The sequence below is a fragment of the Tropicimonas sediminicola genome (genome assembly GCF_900188335.1).
Lineage (GTDB): Bacteria > Pseudomonadota > Alphaproteobacteria > Rhodobacterales > Rhodobacteraceae > Tropicimonas > Tropicimonas sediminicola.
This window is the reverse complement of the sequence record NZ_FZOY01000001.1, coordinates 743,094-758,835: the sequence shown is the minus strand read 5'-3', so window position 1 is coordinate 758,835 and position 15,742 is coordinate 743,094. Positions and strand designations below refer to the sequence as shown.

Sequence of the window (15,742 nt, the reverse complement as noted above, 5' to 3'; positions counted from 1 at the left end):
CCGCTGGCGCCCTTCCGGCCTCACAACCCGCCCTCGCGAATGATGAACTCCGCTACCTCGTCCACACCGCGGCCCGCGCGCAGCGATGCCATGACATAGGGCCTGCCATTGCGGGCCGCCGCCGTGTCCGCTTCGAGCCGGGCGGCATCGACGCCGACATGGGGGGCGAGATCGGTCTTGTTGACGATCAGCAGGTCAGACCGCGTCAGTCCCGGCCCCTTCTTGCGCGGAATGTCCTGCCCGGCGGCGGTGTCGATCACATAGAGCGTCAGGTCGGCGAGCTCCGGGCTGAAGGTCGCGGCGAGGTTGTCGCCACCGGACTCGACCAGCACAAGGTCCAGGTCGGGAATGTCCTTCACCAGCGTGTCGATGGCCGCGAGGTTGATCGAGGCATCCTCGCGGATCGCCGTGTGCGGGCAGCCGCCGGTCTCGACGCCGCGGATCCGATCCAGCGGCAGGACCTGCGCTCGCATCAGGTATTCGGCATCCTCGCGCGTGTAGATGTCGTTGGTCACGACGGCCATGGAGTAGCGCTCACCGAGCGCGCGGCAGAGCTGTTCGGTCAGCGTCGTCTTTCCGGCGCCGACGGGGCCGCCGATACCGACGCGAAGGGGGCCGTGGGGGCTGGGCATGGGATCTCCTTGTCTGGTGCGGGGTCTGACGCGGGAAAACGCCCGGACCGCATCTCTGTCAGGTCTTGAAAAGGCGCACGTCCTGCCGCTCGTGGCGCATCGCCGCGAGATCGGCCCCGAAGCTCGCCGTGCCGATCTCGGTCAGCGGTGCCCTTGCGGCCTCGTCGGCGAGTTCCGCGATCAGCGGATGCAGCGCGCCCAGCACCGCCTGCCCTTCGGTCTGGCCCAGCGGAATGAACCGGACGGCGGCCGAAACGAGGTTGGAGGCGAAAGCGTGCAGGTAGAGCGCGGCCACCCGCTCCGGCGGAAGCGTCAAGCCTGCCGCCGCAGCGCCCACCGCGACCGGCAGCGCCACGGGCGGGCGCTCCGCACCGGTCAGCGCGTTGACCGCGCGCGTGAAGGCCGCGCCCTGCTCTATCGTTTCGCGGTGACGTTCCGCCGATGCGGCCAGCGCTTCGGCCAACCCGGCAAGCTCGTCGAATGCCGCCTCGCTGCGCATCGCATGGACCAGGAGAATGGCGTCCGAGCGCCCTGCCCCGAAGCGCAGCACATCCGCCAGCCAACCCTCCAGAACCTCGGCCGAGGTCACCTCTCCGTCCGCGATCGCCGCTTCGAGGCCATGCGAATAGGCATAGGCACCGACCGGAAAGGCCGGTGACAGCCACTGGGTCAGGGTCAGCAGGTCGGCGTCACTCATGGCTGTGGGGGTGTCCGTGCTCATGGCCGTGGTCATGGGAATGCCCGTGGTCGTGCCCCATGGTCCGGCCGTGGCCATAGGCACCGCCCTCAGGGGAGAATGGCGCATGCAGCTGCTCCACCGTCGCGCCGAGCTGCCGCAGCATCGCGGCGAGCACATGATCTTCCCGGATCAGCAGCCGATCCGCCTCGATCCGGCAGGGTGTATGGCGATTGCCGATATGCCAGGCCAGCCGCGGCAGGTTCTCGCCGGTCACCGCCAGCAGCGGCTCCTCGGCGGCCACCACAGCGAGCTTCGCACCGCTTTCCAGCAGCAGCGCATCGCCATCCTCCAGCGAGGTCGTGTCGGGCAGGTCGACCACGACGGAATTGCCGGCATCGGTCTGCAGGCGACGCCGGCGGAGAAACCGGCCCTCGTAGTCCAGTCGCACGAGATCCGTCGCCCCGGCGCCACCGCCACGTTCCACAGAATGCGCCCGTCCGAGATCCGCCATTCCCATCCCCTTTTCGCGACCCTGCCGCACCATCGCCGCAGCCTAGCCGCTGCGGTGCAGCAGTAAAAGGGGGGCTCAGGGGCGTTCGAGGCTGAAAAGGACCGGCGCGAAGGGCTCCGGCTCGGCCGCGGGATCAACGCGCGCAAGTTCCAGAGACAACCCGAGACCGGGCAGATGGGTCATCATCGAGGTGAAATGGTCGTCGCCCCATCGGTAGGTCAGCAGCACGGGAAAGGCCCGGAACCGGCACCCTGCGATCTCGATCTCGGATTCATCGCCGGTGCGCACCTCGACCAGCTCCTGCTCCGGCGGCGTGCCGTCGGCAAAGCTGTTCTCGGCGACGAGGGTGAATTCCTGCTCCGGGCGAAGCGGCAGGCGCTTGGCCAGATCGGCCGGATAGGACGTCGTGATCCGGCTGCTCTCTTCCACCCGCTCGCCGCTCAGGTCGACCTCGTCGGCGATGAAGACGCCGCCGAGAGAGACCATGCGGAACTCGCCCACGTGGTCATCGAACCGGGTGGTCTCCTGGACCTTGCCGTCCCCCAGCAAACGCAACGCCACGACGGACCCGTCGGGATAGGCCACGTAGGCCGAGCGTCCGCGTTCGAGCGCATCGCGGGTCGGACACTGAGGCGCGCCCGCATGGGCCGTGGACAGCGTCATCGCCGCCGTGAGGCCGAAGGTGAGAAACTTGGAAAAGCCGGTCATTCGCATGAAGCAAAGGCTATCACGCGGCACCGGCGAAGGCGAGGTCAGCCTTTGTGCGCGGTGCGATAGACGTGGCGCACGATGTCGCTGCGGCGCAGTCCGCGCTGAGCGAGTTGCTCGTTGGACAGCCCGTTCAGGAAGTCGATACGTTTCATCCGCCGGCTGTGGCGGCAGGAAGGGCTGAACAGCGCAAGCGCGCCGTCGATCGGCGCGGTGAGCACCTCCAGGAGGGAGATGCGGTTTTCGTCGGAGGTCGTGACGGACATGGGATTGACCTGATGGATCTCTGTAGGTTTCGGCGCGCTGGATACTGCAGGTGCAGCATGAATGCCATTGCCACAGCCGGATGACGGCCATGCACAAGTGGCATGGCTCCAGTAAGCCGCGACCGGGGGGCGTTCGCGCCCTCAGTGAACCTTGTCGAAGACGTAGCTGACGATATCCACACGGGTCAGACCGCGATCCGCCAGTTCTTCATCTGACATCTGGCTCAGCTCGAGATACGCATTCCGCCGCCGCACACCGGTTTCAACGGCACCGAAGGCGTCGATGATGCGACCGAAGACATCGCGGACGACGTCAAAAACACTGGAAGAAACGCTACCGTTGACGCTGGAAAGATCGGACATGAACCAGACTCCTGACTATCGGTCACCCTCCCTGACCCATATCTAGAGCGCTAACACCGGTTTCGCCACCTCACGCCGATCATACCCATCATGCTGCACGTGCATAACGAATGCTGCGAGCGCAAAGCGCGCCCGCAGTGTGCCTTCAGAACAGGAAATACCGCTGCGCCATCGGCAGTTCGCTCGCCGGCTCACAGGTGAGCAGCTCACCGTCGGCGCGCACCTCGTAGGTCTCCGGGTTCACCTCGATGCTCGGCCGGGCGTCGTTCATCACCATGTCGGCCTTGCCGATGCCACGCGTGTCGCCCACCGCAAGCGTGTCCTTGGCGAGCCCGAGCGCGGCGCCGATGCCGTCGGACTGCGCGGCAGCGGAAACGAAGGTGATGGCCGAGCGCTCCACCGAGCGACCGTAGGCGCCGAACATCGGCCGGGTGTATACCGGCTGCGGCGTCGGGATGGAGGCGTTCGGGTCGCCCATCTGGGCCACCGCGATGGACCCGCCGAGCAGAACCATCTCCGGCTTAACACCGAAGAAGGCCGGCGACCAGAGAACCAGGTCGGCCCGCTTGCCCACCTCGATCGAGCCGATGTGGGCGGACATGCCGTGGGTGATGGCCGGGTTGATCGTGTACTTGGCGACGTAGCGCTTGACCCGCACGTTGTCGTTGTTGCCGGTCTCTTCGGCCAGCCGCCCGCGCTGGACCTTCATCTTGTGCGCGGTCTGCCAGGTGCGGATGATCACCTCGCCCACGCGGCCCATCGCCTGGCTGTCGCTGGCGATGATCGAAAACGCGCCCATGTCGTGCAGGATGTCTTCCGCCGCGATGGTCTCCTTGCGGATCCGGCTCTCGGCAAAGGCGACGTCCTCGGGGATCGCCTTGTCGAGGTGGTGGCAGACCATGAGCATGTCGAGATGCTCTTCCAGCGTGTTGACGGTGTAGGGCCGGGTCGGGTTGGTCGAGGACGGGATCACGTTCGCCTCGCCCACCACCTTGATGATGTCCGGCGCATGGCCGCCGCCCGCGCCCTCGGTGTGGAAGGCGTGGATCGTGCGGCCCTTGATCGCGGCGACGGTATTCTCGACGAATCCGCTCTCGTTCAGCGTGTCGGTGTGAATCATCACCTGCACGTCCATATCGTCGGCGACGCTCAGGCAGCAGTCGATGGCGCCCGGCGTTGTGCCCCAATCCTCGTGCAGCTTCATCGCACAGGCCCCGGCCGAGACCATCTCGACCAGCGCCGCCGGCTGGCTGGCGTTGCCCTTGCCGGAGAGCCCGAAGTTCATCGGGAAGGCGTCGAGCGCCTGCAGCATCCGTCCGATGTGCCAGGGGCCCGGGGTGCAGGTGGTGGCCAGCGTGCCGTGGGCGGGGCCGGTGCCGCCGCCGAGCATCGTGGTCACGCCGGAATGCAGCGCGTCGTCGATCTGCTGCGGGCAGATGAAGTGGATGTGGCTGTCGAAGGCCCCCGCCGTCAGGATCTTGCCCTCGCCCGCGATCGCCTCCGTCCCCGGACCGACGATGATGTCGACGCCGCTCTGGGTGTCCGGGTTGCCGGCCTTGCCGATCTTGGCGATCCGCCCGTCCCTGAGCCCGACATCGGCCTTGTAGATCCCGGTAACGTCGAGGATCAACGCGTTGGTGATCACCGTGTCCACGGCACCATCGGCCCGCGTCGCCTGCGATTGGCCCATGCCGTCACGGATCACCTTGCCACCACCGAATTTGACCTCTTCCCCGTAGGTTGTGAGATCTTTCTCAACCTCGATCACAAGATCCGTATCGGCAAGGCGCACCCTGTCTCCGGTGGTCGGGCCATACATGTCGGCATAGGCGGCTCGGGTGATGCGGGCGGGCATGACGGGTCCCTTTCGGTCAGATCAACTGGGGAGGATTTCGCCGCCGAGACGGCGGGAGTTGCGGTTGGTCTCGCCGCGCAGCGGGCGAAGCGCTGCGGCGAAGATCCGGTCCGGGCGCTGCCCGGAGAAGGCCAGGTAGCTTGCGGCCAAAGCGGCGGCGGCGAAGGCTGGCGGTTTTTCGGAAAACATGCGTCGGACTTCCGCCCCGTCCATCGGTCTGAGACCGCAGAACTGGCTTGTCCGGTAGGACACCACCAAATGAGCTTCGATGGCGATCATGGCCGCTTCCATTCCCATGTCGAGCAGCTCGCGGGAAAGGTCGGCAGATGAGGGAGCGAAAGGCCTCACGAGTGGCCACCGCTCGGCGCCGTTGTCAGCGGCGAGGCCCCTTCGGATCCTTCACGGGGATCGGGATTGGCTGCGGCGCGGGGGCCAGCAATCCTAGAAGACGGTCGATCAGTGACAGCAGACGCATGAGGGGCGCTTTCTGGCAACGTACGGTTGCCAATCAAGGTAACCCCTGCGCCCGTGGGCGCAAGGGGGGAGCGCCATTCGTTAGCGATCACGCGCCATCCTTTTCGGACTTCGCCGCCGAAGGGGCTGAATTCCCAGTCGAATTTGCCGCCGGAGACGCCGCTGTGGCGTCCGGTTTCGGGGCGGACGGAGCCGGCGCGGCGGCCTTTGCCAGTGATTCGGTGGCGGCTTTCGGCGCCGGAGCAGCGGCAGCGGGCGCCGGGGCGGCGGTCTTCGGCGCCTCGGCGGCCTTCTTGGCGGTCGACCGGGTGCTCTTGGCGGCCGGCTTGCGGCGCGTCGTCGGCTTTGCGGCGGTCTTGGCCTCCGGCGCGGTCAGGTTCTCCGGTGTCGCGGGCTTCGCCGGCGCACGGCGGCGGGTGGTCCGGGGCTTCGGCGCCGGCGTCGAGGTGGTCGCGGCCGGCGTGCTGGCCGCCTCGGGAGCCGCCGGCTTCGCCGCGGCCGGAGCCTCGGCCTTCGCCTTTGCAGGCGCCTTGGCGGGTGCAGGCTTCGTCGCGGCCGGAGCGGCCGCCTTGCGCGTCGTCTTGCGCACCGGTGCCTTGCGCGTCGCCGGCTTGGGCGCCTCAGTCGGGGTCTCGACCGGGCGCAGGCGCGCGACACCTGCCGCCGGGCGCGCAGGAGCCGGACGCGGTGCATCGGCGGCCTTCTCGGCAGCGTCGCTGGCCTTCTTCACCGACAGGCCGGTGGGCTGCATCATCTGCATCATCGTCGTGGCCGGCATGCCGATGCTGCGGGTAAGCCCGTCGGCCATCCCGAAGGACATGCGCATCATCTCGACCTGCAGTTCCGCCGTGCGGCTGAACAGGGCCATGGAGGTGCGCCAATAATCTATGGGGGTCATGAACTGGATCATCTTTCCGTAAACTCCTTGCTTTCATGTCCCAGGGGCCCCCGCCCGCGGGACTGGCCGCTCCTCGTCAGAGGTCTCCCATAACGGCCTGATTGAATCCGAACACCCGGCGGGCGCCGCCAAAGGGCACCAGCGTCACTTCGCGACGCTGACCGGGTTCGAAACGCACCGCCGTTCCGGCGGCGATATCGAGCCGCATGCCGCGCGCGGCCTCGCGGTCGAAATCCAGTGCCGAGTTGGTCTCGGCGAAATGATAGTGGCTGCCGACCTGCACGGGCCGGTCGCCGGTATTGGCCACCATCAGGGTGATGGCCTCGCTGCCCTCGTTGAGGGTGATCTCGCCCTCGGCGGGCATCACTTCTCCGGGGATCATCGGTCGGTCTCCTTGTGCTCGTCGCCCTCTTGCGAAGGCTCGGCTTCCATTGCTTCCTTCACCGCGCGCAGTGTGATTTCCGCAGCGGCCTCGTCGTCCCTTGCATCCACGGCGTCCGGTCCGCCGGACGCAGCATCCACCGGGGTCCGGCGCTCGCCCGGCTGGGCAAGCTCGCCATCCCAATTGTCCTCGGCGGCGCCGGCCGCCCCGTGCGGGTCGCGGGCGAAGGCGTAGAGATCACGTCCGAAATAGCCGAGAAGGCCACCGGACACCGCGAGCCACGCAGAACTGTCCGCCCCGAGCAGGGCGACGAGCGTGGCCGCGATCAGCAGCATCAGCCCGAAGCCAAGCACCCGCAGATCCACCCCCGCCAGCACAACGTCCCCACCGCCCAAGCGACGGATCACCGCCACCAGAAGCGGCTCGGCCCGGGAGGTCAGGAACCCGGCCAGCAGCGAGAGGACGAAGCTTGCGACCATCGGCCTAGCGGATCGGGTGGTGCACGGTCACCAGCTTGGTGCCATCTGGGAACGTCGCCTCCACCTGCACCTCGTGGATCATCTCGGCGATCCCGTCCATGCATTGGTCGGCCCTCACCACGCCGGCGCCGGTCTCCATGAGTTCCGAGACCGGTTTGCCGTCGCGCGCGCCCTCGACGACGAAATCGGTGATCAGCGCAATCGCCTCGGGATGGTTCAGCTTCACGCCGCGCTCCAGCCGGTTGCGCGCCACCATGGCGGCAAGGCTCACCAGCAGCTTGTCCTTCTCTCTTGGGGTCAGGTTCATCGTATTCCTCAGTTCTGCCAGACGCGCGGTGGCACCGTGCCCCGGATATGTGTCAACAGCTGCACAAGCATGCGGCGCAATGGCCACAGGTCGCGCGCCATCAGGCGGATCACGCAGCGCCCGTCCCAGGCCGAGGCTTCTGCCACGAGCTCAGGCCCCGCGCCTTGCATCAGGCTGCGGATCGGCCCGAGCGCATCTTCGGCACCCGGTTCCACCAGCGCAACCATCGAGACGGCCCGCGCCTCTCCCAGCATCGCCGCGCCGCCGCTGCGCGCCATCGCCGCCGCGTCCATCCGTACCGCATCGATCAGTACGGGCCGACCGTCGCGGCGGATCTCCCGGCGGTCGCTCAGATGCAACTGGTGCACCGCCTCGCCCATAGCGGCCCGGCCGAAGACAAGTGTCTCGCACAGCAACAGGCGCGCGTCGCCTTCCAGTTCCACGACCGTCTCGCGTTCCAGTGCGCATTTATCGAACAGGATCGTTTCCTGCGGCAGCCAGTCGAGCACGCTTCCCTGCCCCGCCGCGAGCCGGCAACGCACCTGCGCCACACCGCCCGCCGAGGCATAGGCGCGCTCCGCGGTCTGTGTCGTCGCACGGACCTCTGCGCCCTCAGCGAGATCGACGACGTATTCCAGCCGATCTCCGCCGGTCAGCCCGCCTGCCGTGTTCAGGAACACCGCCTCCGGCGCGCCCGGCACCTTTGGGAGCATCGCCTTGGCGCAGCCCGACTGGTGCAGCCCGCTCAACCGGGTCCGGCCCGCGCGGCAGCCGAACGCGACAGCCGCGCGTCCGCGGGCGCGCTGAAGGTCTGTCCGGCCAGGTGCGATATCGAACATCGGTACTCCGTTTCGTTGCCGGACCCTACCGCAGCGGCACCCATGCTGCAACGCGGCATAAAGGGTGCGAAGCATGCAGATGCACATATTTCCGCTCATTGCCTATCCTCTAGGCAACCTGCTGGCGCGGTGGTGGGCATCGCTCGCACTGGCGCCGCGAGGGCGGCTGCGCTATGCCGCATTCGACATGACCCAGACCCTCACGCTCCGCCGCCCCGATGACTGGCACCTGCACCTGCGCGATGGCGCAATGCTCAAGGCTGTCCTGCCCGAAACCGCCCGCGACTTCGCCCGCGCGATCATCATGCCGAACCTGGTGCCGCCGGTCATCACCTCGGACGATGCGCGCGCCTATCGCGAACGCATTCTCGCGGCGCTGCCGGAGGGCGCGGATTTCACGCCGCTGATGACGCTCTACCTCACCGAGGCGACGGACCCGGCCGACGTCGTGGCCGCCCACGCTTCGGGGCTGATTACGGCCGTGAAGCTCTACCCCGCCGGGGCGACGACCAACTCCGCCTCCGGCGTGCGCGACATGGACAAGGTCCAGCATGTGTTCGAGGCGATGGCCGAGGCCGGCGTGCCGCTCTGCGTGCATGGCGAGGTCACCCGCCCCGAGATCGACATCTTCGACCGCGAGGCCGTGTTCATCGACGAGGTGCTCGACCCAATCCGCCGCCGCACCCCCGGCCTGAAAGTGATCATGGAGCACATCACCACCGCCGATGCCTGCGCCTATATGAAGGCCGGCGACAGCACGCTGGGCGCCACGATCACCACCCACCACCTGATGATCAACCGCAACCACATCCTCGTGGGCGGGATCAAGCCGCACTATTACTGCCTGCCGGTCGCCAAGCGCGAGAGCCACCGCGAGGCGCTCGTGGAACTGGCCACCTCCGGCTTCGATCGCGTCTTCCTGGGCACCGACTCCGCCCCGCACACGCAGGCCAACAAGGAATGCGCCTGCGGCTGCGCCGGCGTGTTTTCCGCGTCGGTGACGATGCCCTGCCTAGCGCAGGTGTTCGACGATGCTGGCGCGCTCGACCGGCTCGAGGCGTTCGCATCGCTCAACGGCCCCGCCTTCTATGGCCTTCCCGCCAACGAGACCCGGATCACCCTGCGCAAGGGAAACGCGCTCGACATCCCCGCGCCGCTGGAGACCGGTGAAGGCCCGGTCGTTGTCTTCGATCCCGGCAGGCCGATCGCGTGGCACGTTGAGCGCAGCTGACGTTAAGTAAAGAAGCTAGAGCCTTGATGGGCGGCGAATTTCCGCAATTCTGCCGCAAAATCCGCCTATCCGCACACACTCGCTCAATTGGTTCACGATCACCTTCAGACAGACAAGGTAACGCGCAGCATGACAACCTACACGTTGACCGGCTTTTCCGCCACTTACGACGGCGACAACGCCACTTCCTTCACCCCGAACGTCGAATTCCAGATCGTCGGGCCGGACAATTCCTACATCAGCTATTCCGTCAAGGAGACGTCGAAGGACGACCTTCCCAAGGTCTCGATCAGCGACAATCTCTATTCGGTGACCGCGAATGGCCAGAACATCGCCGGCTTGGTCGGGGACGATTACATCGGAACCATCAGCTGGAACGGCAAGAAGACCACGATCCTGAACATCTCGATCGAGGGCGACAACGACACGAACACCGATTACTTCATCGTGCTCGGCGGCGCCGACCTGCCTGATTTCTCCACCCTGAAACAGTTCGACTCCTTCGGAGACAGCATCGACGGTTTCAGCAAGGCCACCGGCGATTTCGCCCCCAACCAGCGGATCCTCCTCAGCGAGTTCGCCGATGTCGATATCAGCGAAGTCGACGAGCTCTACGGCACGAGCCGCAAGGACACGCTCAAGGGCGGCGCCGGCGAGGACGAGATCTACAGCTCGAAGGGCAACGACACGTTCAACGGAGGCGCGGATTACGACCAGCTCCACTACACGTTCGATCCGGCCGCGATCAGCGTCAACCTCGCCAAGCAGACCGCGACCGATGGCTGGGGCAACACCGACAAGGTGCTGAACTTCGAAATGGTCCGCGGCTCGATGTTCGACGACACGATGATCGGCGACGGCAATGACAACGCCTTCCGCGGCCTAGAGGGCGACGACCTGATCAAGGGCGGCGGCGGCATGGACGTCGCGCGCTACGAAAAGGATGCCAACTACGGCGGCACCGCCGGCGTGTCCGTGAACCTCGCGAAGGGCACCGCGACCGACGGCTTCGGTGACACCGACACGCTGGTGAGCATCGAGAACGCCTACGGCAGCGAGTCCGGCGACACACTCATCGGCAACAACGGCGACAACACCTTCCGCGGAAACGGCGGCAACGACACGATCCGCGGCGCCGGGGGCAAGGACCATGTCCTGGGCGGCGACGGCAAGGACCGGCTCCTTGGCAACGGCGGCAACGATACACTCGAAGGCGAGAACGGCGCCGACACGATCCTGGGTGCCGGTGGACGCGACACGATCGTCGGCGGCCAGGGCAACGACAAGCTCACCGGCGGCAACGCAAGCGACAAGTTCGTCTTCGCCGACGGTTTCGACAAGGACGTGGTCCGCGACTTCGACGCCAACGACGATGCGGAAGTGATCGACCTCTCCGACGTCTCCTCGATCAAGGGCTTTCGCGACCTCAAGCAGAACCACATGTCCCGCGACAGCGGCGACGTGGTGATCGACGCCGGCAACGGCGACGTGCTGACCCTGCTTGACGTCAAGTTCGCCGACCTGGACGCGGCAGACTTCCTGTTCTGATCGCCCCATGCCGGGCCCTCGACAGACCGGCATGGGCGGTTGCGGACGAAAGCCCTAGCCATTTCTTCTTGGCTCAAGTACCCCCGCCGGAGGCATGAAATCTCCGGCGGGACATAAGTCTTCGTGCCTCCGGCGGGGACATTTCTCGGACAGAAGAAGAGGACGGCACCGATGATCCCCACCACGCACCCCGACGACGCGACCATGGCCCGCATCTCCGCCGGGATGCTTCTGGAGATCGGGGCGGTGCATTTCAACGCGCGCGAGCCGTTCACCCTCGCCTCGGGCCTGCCCTCGCCCACCTACATCGACTGCCGCAAGCTGATCTCCTACCCGCGCATCCGCTCCACGCTGATGGATTTCCTGACCGCCAAGGTCATGCGCGACGCGGGTTTCGAGGCCTTCACGAACATTGCCGGCGGCGAGACGGCGGGCATCCCCTTTGCCGCGCTGGTGGCCGAGCGGATGGGCCTGCCTATGACCTATGTGCGCAAGAAGCCCAAGGGCTATGGCCGCAACGCCCGCATCGAGGGCGTCATGGGCGAGACGGACCGCGTGTTGCTGGTCGAAGATCTCACCACCGACGGCGGCTCGAAGCTGAGCTTCGTGGACGCGATCCGGGAAACCGGCGCCTCCTGCGCCCATACCGCGGTGATCTTCTATTACGGAATCTTTCCCGACACCACGAAGACCCTCGGCGACCACGGCGTTGCGCTGCACCACCTCTGCACCTGGCACGACGTGCTGGCGGAGGCGCGTCGGCGCGAGGCTTTTGACGCCGCCACGCTGACCGAGGTCGAGGCCTTTCTGGCCGATCCCCGCGCCTGGCAGGCCGCCCGGCGCTGATCCCGGCGATTCGCTTCGAGACCAGCCGCAGCGGGGCTCTGTCGGGGCAAAACAGAGCACAACGGTATGCCGGCGACGGGCCTCTGTGACGCAGCCCGGCGCAGCCTTGCCGATCAGCACTACAGAATCTTGACGGATGAGGCCGGCCGAACTCAAGATGCGGTAGGGAATTGTCGCTCACAGGTTCTCCACAGAGATATACATTTTGACCGTGGAGCAGGCCTGTCGGTATGAGGGCGGACAACAAACAGCGGGCAGAGCAATGAACGAATTGACGGGCGTGAGGGCAGACCCGGCGGAATTGGCAGCACGGGCAGAGACGGGCAGTGCAGCGGTGGAAGACACGCTTCCCCACAATATCGAGGCCGAGCAGCAGCTGCTGGGCGCGATCCTGACGAACAACGATATTTACGACAGGGTCGCGTCCGTCATCTCCGAGAAGCATTTCTTCGACCCGGTCCACGCGCGGATCTACGAGGTCGCGAGCGCCCGGATCGCCAAGAACATGCAGGCCACCCCGGTCACGCTGAAAGCCTTTCTCGAGGATCACCCTGGCCTGAAGGAGCTGGGCGGTCCCTCCTATCTTGCCAAGCTCGCCGGCGGCGCGATCTCCAGTTTTGCCGCGCGGGATTACGCGCAGATCATCTACGACCTCGCGATCCGGCGCGAGCTGATCGCCCTCGGCAAGGACATCACGTCCAAGGCGGGCAATGTCGATATCGCCTCCGAACCCAAGGAGCAGATCGTCGAGGCCGAACAGGCGCTCTACAAGCTGGGCGAACAGGGCAAGTCGGAGACCGGCTTCCAGAGCTTTCTGCGCGCGATCACCGATGCCATCGAGGTCGCCCACGCCGCCTATCAGCGCGAGGGCGGGCTGGCCGGTATTTCCACCGGGCTGCGCGACCTCGACAAGAAGCTCGGCGGCCTGCACCCCTCGGACTTGCTGATCCTCGCCGGCCGCCCCTCGATGGGCAAGACCTCGCTGGCCTGTAACATCGCCTTCAACATCGCCAAGGCCTATCGCCGCGGCGCGCGGCCGGATGGCTCGGAAGGCACGGTGAACGGCGGCGTCGTCGGTTTCTATTCGCTGGAGATGTCCGCCGAACAGCTGGCCTCGCGGATCCTCTCCGAAGCCTCGCGCATTCCCAGCCACAAGATCCGGCGCGGCGACATGACCGAAGAGGAATTCCGCCGCTTCGTCGATGCCGCCAAGGAGCTGGAGGCCTGCCCGCTCTTCATTGACGACACCCCGGCCCTGCCGATCAGCCAGCTGGCCGCCCGCGCCCGACGGCTCAAGCGGACCCACGGGCTCGACGCGCTCTTCGTCGACTACCTTCAGCTTGTGCGCCCGGCCACGGCCAAGGACAGCCGGGTGAACGAGGTCTCGGAGATCACCCAGGGCCTCAAGGCGATCGCCAAGGAACTGGAGGTGCCGGTGGTGGCGCTCTCCCAGCTCTCTCGCCAGGTGGAAAGCCGGGACGACAAGCGGCCCCAGCTGAGCGACCTCCGGGAGTCCGGCTCGATCGAGCAGGACGCGGACGTCGTGATGTTCGTCTACCGCGGCGAGTACTACAAGGAACGCGAGAAGCCCGCCGACAGCAACCTCGAAGCCATGGCGGCCTGGCAGGAGGAAATGGCCTCGCTGCACGGCAAGGCCGAGGTCATCATCGGCAAGCAGCGTCACGGCCCGATCGGCGATGTGCCGCTCGCCTTCGAGGGCGAATTCACCCGCTTCAGCGACCTCGCGCAGCCCTGGCAGGAGGGCGAGTCGGGCTATTGAGCCCGACGGCCCTCACCGGCTGGCTGCGAAAGCCGCCATCAGGTCCGCGAACTCCGCCTCCGGCGGGAACGCCTTGTAGCTGTGCCGTGCCGTCGTCGTGGCCCAGGGCAGCCTCTCGGACGTCATGGTCTCGATGAATGGCTCGGCCCAGTTCGCATCGTCGAACATCGTCGGGCGGACATTGACGAAGGCGTCCCCCCCTGTGATCCGGGTGAAGACCCAGCTCATGCACTCCGGACAGCAGTAGTGGTCCAGTTGCGGCCCCCGGATACCGCCCCTCACCGGCTCGCCTGCCACGACGCGGAAACCCTGCGCCGGGATCATCGCGGTCAGCGAATAGGCGCTGCCGCTCATCCTCTGGCACCCCTTGCAATGGCAGGCTGCGGTCATCAGCGGCGGCGCCGTGATCTCGATTGTCAGGTAGCCGCACCGGCAGCGGCCCTGCATCGGCAATGTCATTTCGGGCATCGTGACCTCCCTGGGCGAGATTTGGCAAAGACCTGATCGGCACTTACCGGTGCCGCAGCCCGAAGTCCCGCCATTTCCGCAAGCCCCCCGCAGGATCCTCTCTTTACAGTCCCACGCGCGCCAGGAGCCGCGCCCGACGGCGGCAGCGCCGCCCGAGGGCGCGGCTTCTCTCCGCCGGACTTTCGGCCTCGACCGACTTCAGCGGCGACCTTCCCAACCGACTCCCACCGCCGAGACACAGCGTCCCGCGTGACCCAGATCATGGACGGGCCGAGCGACCCGCGAGAGGATTCCCAAGGGGAAGTTAAGGGAGGCCGTCATGTTTGGCAGCGTTTCAAGAGATCTCGCATGCGCGATCGCGCTCGCATCCTTGGTGAACCTGATCCCTGCCCCACCCCTTGCGGCGTCGGAGCCGGACTGCGCGATGACGCCGCCGGAGATCTACGACACCCTTTCAACCAGCATCGTCCAGGTCGTCAGCTTCGGCGTCGATCCGCACCGTGTGGCGGCACGCGTCCGCGCCGGGACGGGTTCCGGCGTCGTGCTTGGCGAGTTGTACGTGATCACGAACTACCACGTTGTCCATGGCAGCGAGATGATCCTGGTGAACTACGGTTCTGGCGTCCTCTCGGCCGAGGTATTCGCCATGGATCCGGCGCTCGACGTGGCAATCCTCGAGCTGGAGGATTTCATGCCATACGAGTACGAATTCGATCTCGCCTCCTACCCGGACCTGAAGGTCGGCCAGATGGTGCACGCCATCGCGTTCCCGCTCGGTCTCAGGCAGTCGATGTCCTCCGGCATCATCTCGGCGCTGGACATTAAGATCCCGCTGAACACGATCTCCTGGACAACCCAGTACATCCAGACCGACGCCGCCATCAGCCCCGGTTCCTCGGGCGGTGGGCTGTTCGACAGCTGCGGCCGCCTCGTCGGCCTCATCACGTTGAGGAGCAACCATCCGCAGGCCGAGAACATCGGCTACGCCCTGCCGGTGAACACGGTGAAGGATCTGGTTGTGGAACTGATGGACTCGGGAAAGGTCACGCGCGCCTGGCACGGGCTCTACGGGCAGATGATGTCTCCGCTGCTTGCCCGCATGATGCCGCGGACCCCGCCGCCTCCGGAAACCGGGTTCCTCGTGGAGACGGTCGAGCCCGGCTCGGCGGCCGATGTTGCCGGCCTCAGGGGCGGCTACTTTCCGGTCCTGTGGGGCAACGCGGAGATGGTGCTGGGCGGCGACATCATCCTCGAGGTGGACGGCGAGGCCGTGACGTCTCTCGACCTCGCGCTGGACATCGTCCGCTCGCTCGAGGTCGGCGACAGCGTGAGCGTCACCTACTGGCGTGACGGCGAGATCCACGAGACCGTGGCCACGCTGCCCGAGCGCCCCGCCCACCCGGCCGACCTCTGGCCGGGCCCCCGCTGACCGCTTCCGACAGGGCTGGTTCGGGATACCCTCTCCTTTCCGCTTGA

Annotated in this window: 19 protein-coding genes; 5 read left to right on the top strand and 14 right to left on the bottom strand. The window is 66.5% G+C overall.

Annotation, left to right across the window (positions count from 1 at the left end; translation table 11 throughout):
* Positions 1-20 precede the first annotated feature (20 nt).
* From ureG to CHB86_RS03575, 13 genes are all read right to left on the bottom strand, one after another.
* The gene (gene ureG / locus CHB86_RS03635; RefSeq protein ID WP_089231334.1) at positions 21-632 is read right to left on the bottom strand and encodes an urease accessory protein UreG; all 612 of its coding nucleotides are present in this window, start codon (positions 630-632) and stop codon (positions 21-23) included.
* A gap of 58 nt (positions 633-690) precedes the next feature.
* On the bottom strand, positions 691-1,329 hold the full coding sequence (locus tag CHB86_RS03630) for an urease accessory protein UreF (protein WP_089231333.1): 639 nt from the start codon (positions 1,327-1,329) through the stop codon (positions 691-693).
* Entirely contained in the window at positions 1,322-1,822 is a 501-nt protein-coding gene (gene ureE / locus CHB86_RS03625; protein ID WP_089231622.1) for an urease accessory protein UreE, read from the bottom strand. Before ureE ends, CHB86_RS03630 begins: the two co-directional genes overlap by 8 nt.
* Before the next feature lie 75 nt (positions 1,823-1,897).
* On the bottom strand, positions 1,898-2,530 hold the full coding sequence (locus CHB86_RS03620) for a hypothetical protein (RefSeq protein WP_089231331.1): 633 nt from the start codon (positions 2,528-2,530) through the stop codon (positions 1,898-1,900).
* 44 nt (positions 2,531-2,574) lie between these two features.
* A complete protein-coding gene (locus CHB86_RS03615; RefSeq protein WP_089231330.1) occupies positions 2,575-2,796 on the bottom strand; it encodes a hypothetical protein in 222 nt (73 codons plus the stop codon).
* A 141-nt stretch (positions 2,797-2,937) separates the two neighbouring features.
* A complete protein-coding gene (locus CHB86_RS03610) occupies positions 2,938-3,159 on the bottom strand; it encodes a YjiS-like domain-containing protein (RefSeq protein WP_089231328.1) in 222 nt (73 codons plus the stop codon).
* A gap of 145 nt (positions 3,160-3,304) precedes the next feature.
* Positions 3,305-5,014 (bottom strand): urease subunit alpha, encoded by a 1,710-nt coding sequence (gene ureC, locus CHB86_RS03605; RefSeq protein WP_089231327.1) that lies wholly within the window; start codon positions 5,012-5,014, stop codon positions 3,305-3,307.
* 21 nt (positions 5,015-5,035) lie between these two features.
* Positions 5,036-5,293, bottom strand: a complete 258-nt coding sequence (locus tag CHB86_RS03600; protein ID WP_089231325.1) for a hypothetical protein — start codon at positions 5,291-5,293, stop codon at positions 5,036-5,038.
* 283 nt (positions 5,294-5,576) lie between these two features.
* Positions 5,577-6,398 (bottom strand): hypothetical protein, encoded by an 822-nt coding sequence (locus tag CHB86_RS03595; RefSeq protein WP_089231323.1) that lies wholly within the window; start codon positions 6,396-6,398, stop codon positions 5,577-5,579.
* Positions 6,399-6,462: 64 nt separating this feature from the next.
* Positions 6,463-6,768 (bottom strand): urease subunit beta, encoded by a 306-nt coding sequence (locus CHB86_RS03590; RefSeq protein WP_089231321.1) that lies wholly within the window; start codon positions 6,766-6,768, stop codon positions 6,463-6,465.
* Positions 6,765-7,247: a hypothetical protein gene (locus CHB86_RS03585; RefSeq protein ID WP_089231319.1), complete on the bottom strand. Its 483-nt coding sequence runs from the start codon at positions 7,245-7,247 to the stop codon at positions 6,765-6,767. The genes CHB86_RS03590 and CHB86_RS03585 overlap by 4 nt, the downstream gene beginning before the upstream one ends.
* 4 nt (positions 7,248-7,251) lie before the next feature.
* On the bottom strand, positions 7,252-7,554 hold the full coding sequence (locus CHB86_RS03580) for an urease subunit gamma (RefSeq protein WP_089231317.1): 303 nt from the start codon (positions 7,552-7,554) through the stop codon (positions 7,252-7,254).
* Positions 7,555-7,562: 8 nt separating this feature from the next.
* On the bottom strand, positions 7,563-8,393 hold the full coding sequence (locus tag CHB86_RS03575; RefSeq protein ID WP_089231315.1) for an urease accessory protein UreD: 831 nt from the start codon (positions 8,391-8,393) through the stop codon (positions 7,563-7,565).
* Positions 8,394-8,580: 187 nt separating this feature from the next.
* Here CHB86_RS03575 and pyrC point away from each other — a divergent pair, with 187 nt between their 5' ends.
* From pyrC to CHB86_RS03555, 4 genes are all read left to right on the top strand, one after another.
* Positions 8,581-9,624 carry a dihydroorotase gene (gene pyrC / locus CHB86_RS03570; protein ID WP_089231620.1) on the top strand — a complete coding sequence of 348 codons (1,044 nt, stop codon included), beginning with the start codon at positions 8,581-8,583 and terminating at the stop codon, positions 9,622-9,624.
* A gap of 129 nt (positions 9,625-9,753) precedes the next feature.
* Positions 9,754-11,172, top strand: coding sequence for a calcium-binding protein (locus tag CHB86_RS03565; RefSeq protein WP_141134813.1), 1,419 nt, complete (start codon positions 9,754-9,756; stop codon positions 11,170-11,172).
* A gap of 171 nt (positions 11,173-11,343) precedes the next feature.
* Complete coding sequence (locus CHB86_RS03560; RefSeq protein ID WP_089231311.1) at positions 11,344-12,018, top strand: orotate phosphoribosyltransferase; 675 nt, start codon at positions 11,344-11,346, stop codon at positions 12,016-12,018.
* Positions 12,019-12,280: 262 nt separating this feature from the next.
* Entirely contained in the window at positions 12,281-13,798 is a 1,518-nt protein-coding gene (locus CHB86_RS03555; protein WP_089231309.1) for a replicative DNA helicase, read from the top strand.
* 12 nt (positions 13,799-13,810) lie between these two features.
* On the opposite strand, the gene CHB86_RS03550 is transcribed toward CHB86_RS03555, so the two are convergent.
* Positions 13,811-14,266: a GFA family protein gene (locus CHB86_RS03550; RefSeq protein ID WP_089231307.1), complete on the bottom strand. Its 456-nt coding sequence runs from the start codon at positions 14,264-14,266 to the stop codon at positions 13,811-13,813.
* A gap of 424 nt (positions 14,267-14,690) precedes the next feature.
* Here CHB86_RS03550 and CHB86_RS03545 point away from each other — a divergent pair, with 424 nt between their 5' ends.
* Entirely contained in the window at positions 14,691-15,695 is a 1,005-nt protein-coding gene (locus CHB86_RS03545) for a S1C family serine protease (protein ID WP_176442753.1), read from the top strand.
* Positions 15,696-15,742 lie beyond the last annotated feature (47 nt).

Bases quoted from the DNA above. Each gene is read 5' to 3' on its own strand.
- ureG (WP_089231334.1), bottom strand. From the start codon at position 632: ATGCCCAGCCCCCACGGCCCCCTTCGCGTCGGTATCGGCGGCCCCGTC.
- CHB86_RS03630 (WP_089231333.1), bottom strand. From the start codon at position 1,329: ATGAGTGACGCCGACCTGCTGACCCTGACCCAGTGGCTGTCACCGGCC.
- ureE (WP_089231622.1), bottom strand. From the start codon at position 1,822: ATGGCGGATCTCGGACGGGCGCATTCTGTGGAACGTGGCGGTGGCGCC.
- CHB86_RS03620 (WP_089231331.1), bottom strand. From the start codon at position 2,530: ATGACCGGCTTTTCCAAGTTTCTCACCTTCGGCCTCACGGCGGCGATG.
- CHB86_RS03615 (WP_089231330.1), bottom strand. From the start codon at position 2,796: ATGTCCGTCACGACCTCCGACGAAAACCGCATCTCCCTCCTGGAGGTG.
- CHB86_RS03610 (WP_089231328.1), bottom strand. From the start codon at position 3,159: ATGTCCGATCTTTCCAGCGTCAACGGTAGCGTTTCTTCCAGTGTTTTT.
- ureC (WP_089231327.1), bottom strand. From the start codon at position 5,014: ATGCCCGCCCGCATCACCCGAGCCGCCTATGCCGACATGTATGGCCCG.
- CHB86_RS03600 (WP_089231325.1), bottom strand. From the start codon at position 5,293: ATGATCGCCATCGAAGCTCATTTGGTGGTGTCCTACCGGACAAGCCAG.
- CHB86_RS03595 (WP_089231323.1), bottom strand. From the start codon at position 6,398: ATGATCCAGTTCATGACCCCCATAGATTATTGGCGCACCTCCATGGCC.
- CHB86_RS03590 (WP_089231321.1), bottom strand. From the start codon at position 6,768: ATGATCCCCGGAGAAGTGATGCCCGCCGAGGGCGAGATCACCCTCAAC.
- CHB86_RS03585 (WP_089231319.1), bottom strand. From the start codon at position 7,247: ATGGTCGCAAGCTTCGTCCTCTCGCTGCTGGCCGGGTTCCTGACCTCC.
- CHB86_RS03580 (WP_089231317.1), bottom strand. From the start codon at position 7,554: ATGAACCTGACCCCAAGAGAGAAGGACAAGCTGCTGGTGAGCCTTGCC.
- CHB86_RS03575 (WP_089231315.1), bottom strand. From the start codon at position 8,393: ATGTTCGATATCGCACCTGGCCGGACAGACCTTCAGCGCGCCCGCGGA.
- pyrC (WP_089231620.1), top strand. From the start codon at position 8,581: ATGACCCAGACCCTCACGCTCCGCCGCCCCGATGACTGGCACCTGCAC.
- CHB86_RS03565 (WP_141134813.1), top strand. From the start codon at position 9,754: ATGACAACCTACACGTTGACCGGCTTTTCCGCCACTTACGACGGCGAC.
- CHB86_RS03560 (WP_089231311.1), top strand. From the start codon at position 11,344: ATGATCCCCACCACGCACCCCGACGACGCGACCATGGCCCGCATCTCC.
- CHB86_RS03555 (WP_089231309.1), top strand. From the start codon at position 12,281: ATGAACGAATTGACGGGCGTGAGGGCAGACCCGGCGGAATTGGCAGCA.
- CHB86_RS03550 (WP_089231307.1), bottom strand. From the start codon at position 14,266: ATGCCCGAAATGACATTGCCGATGCAGGGCCGCTGCCGGTGCGGCTAC.
- CHB86_RS03545 (WP_176442753.1), top strand. From the start codon at position 14,691: ATGACGCCGCCGGAGATCTACGACACCCTTTCAACCAGCATCGTCCAG.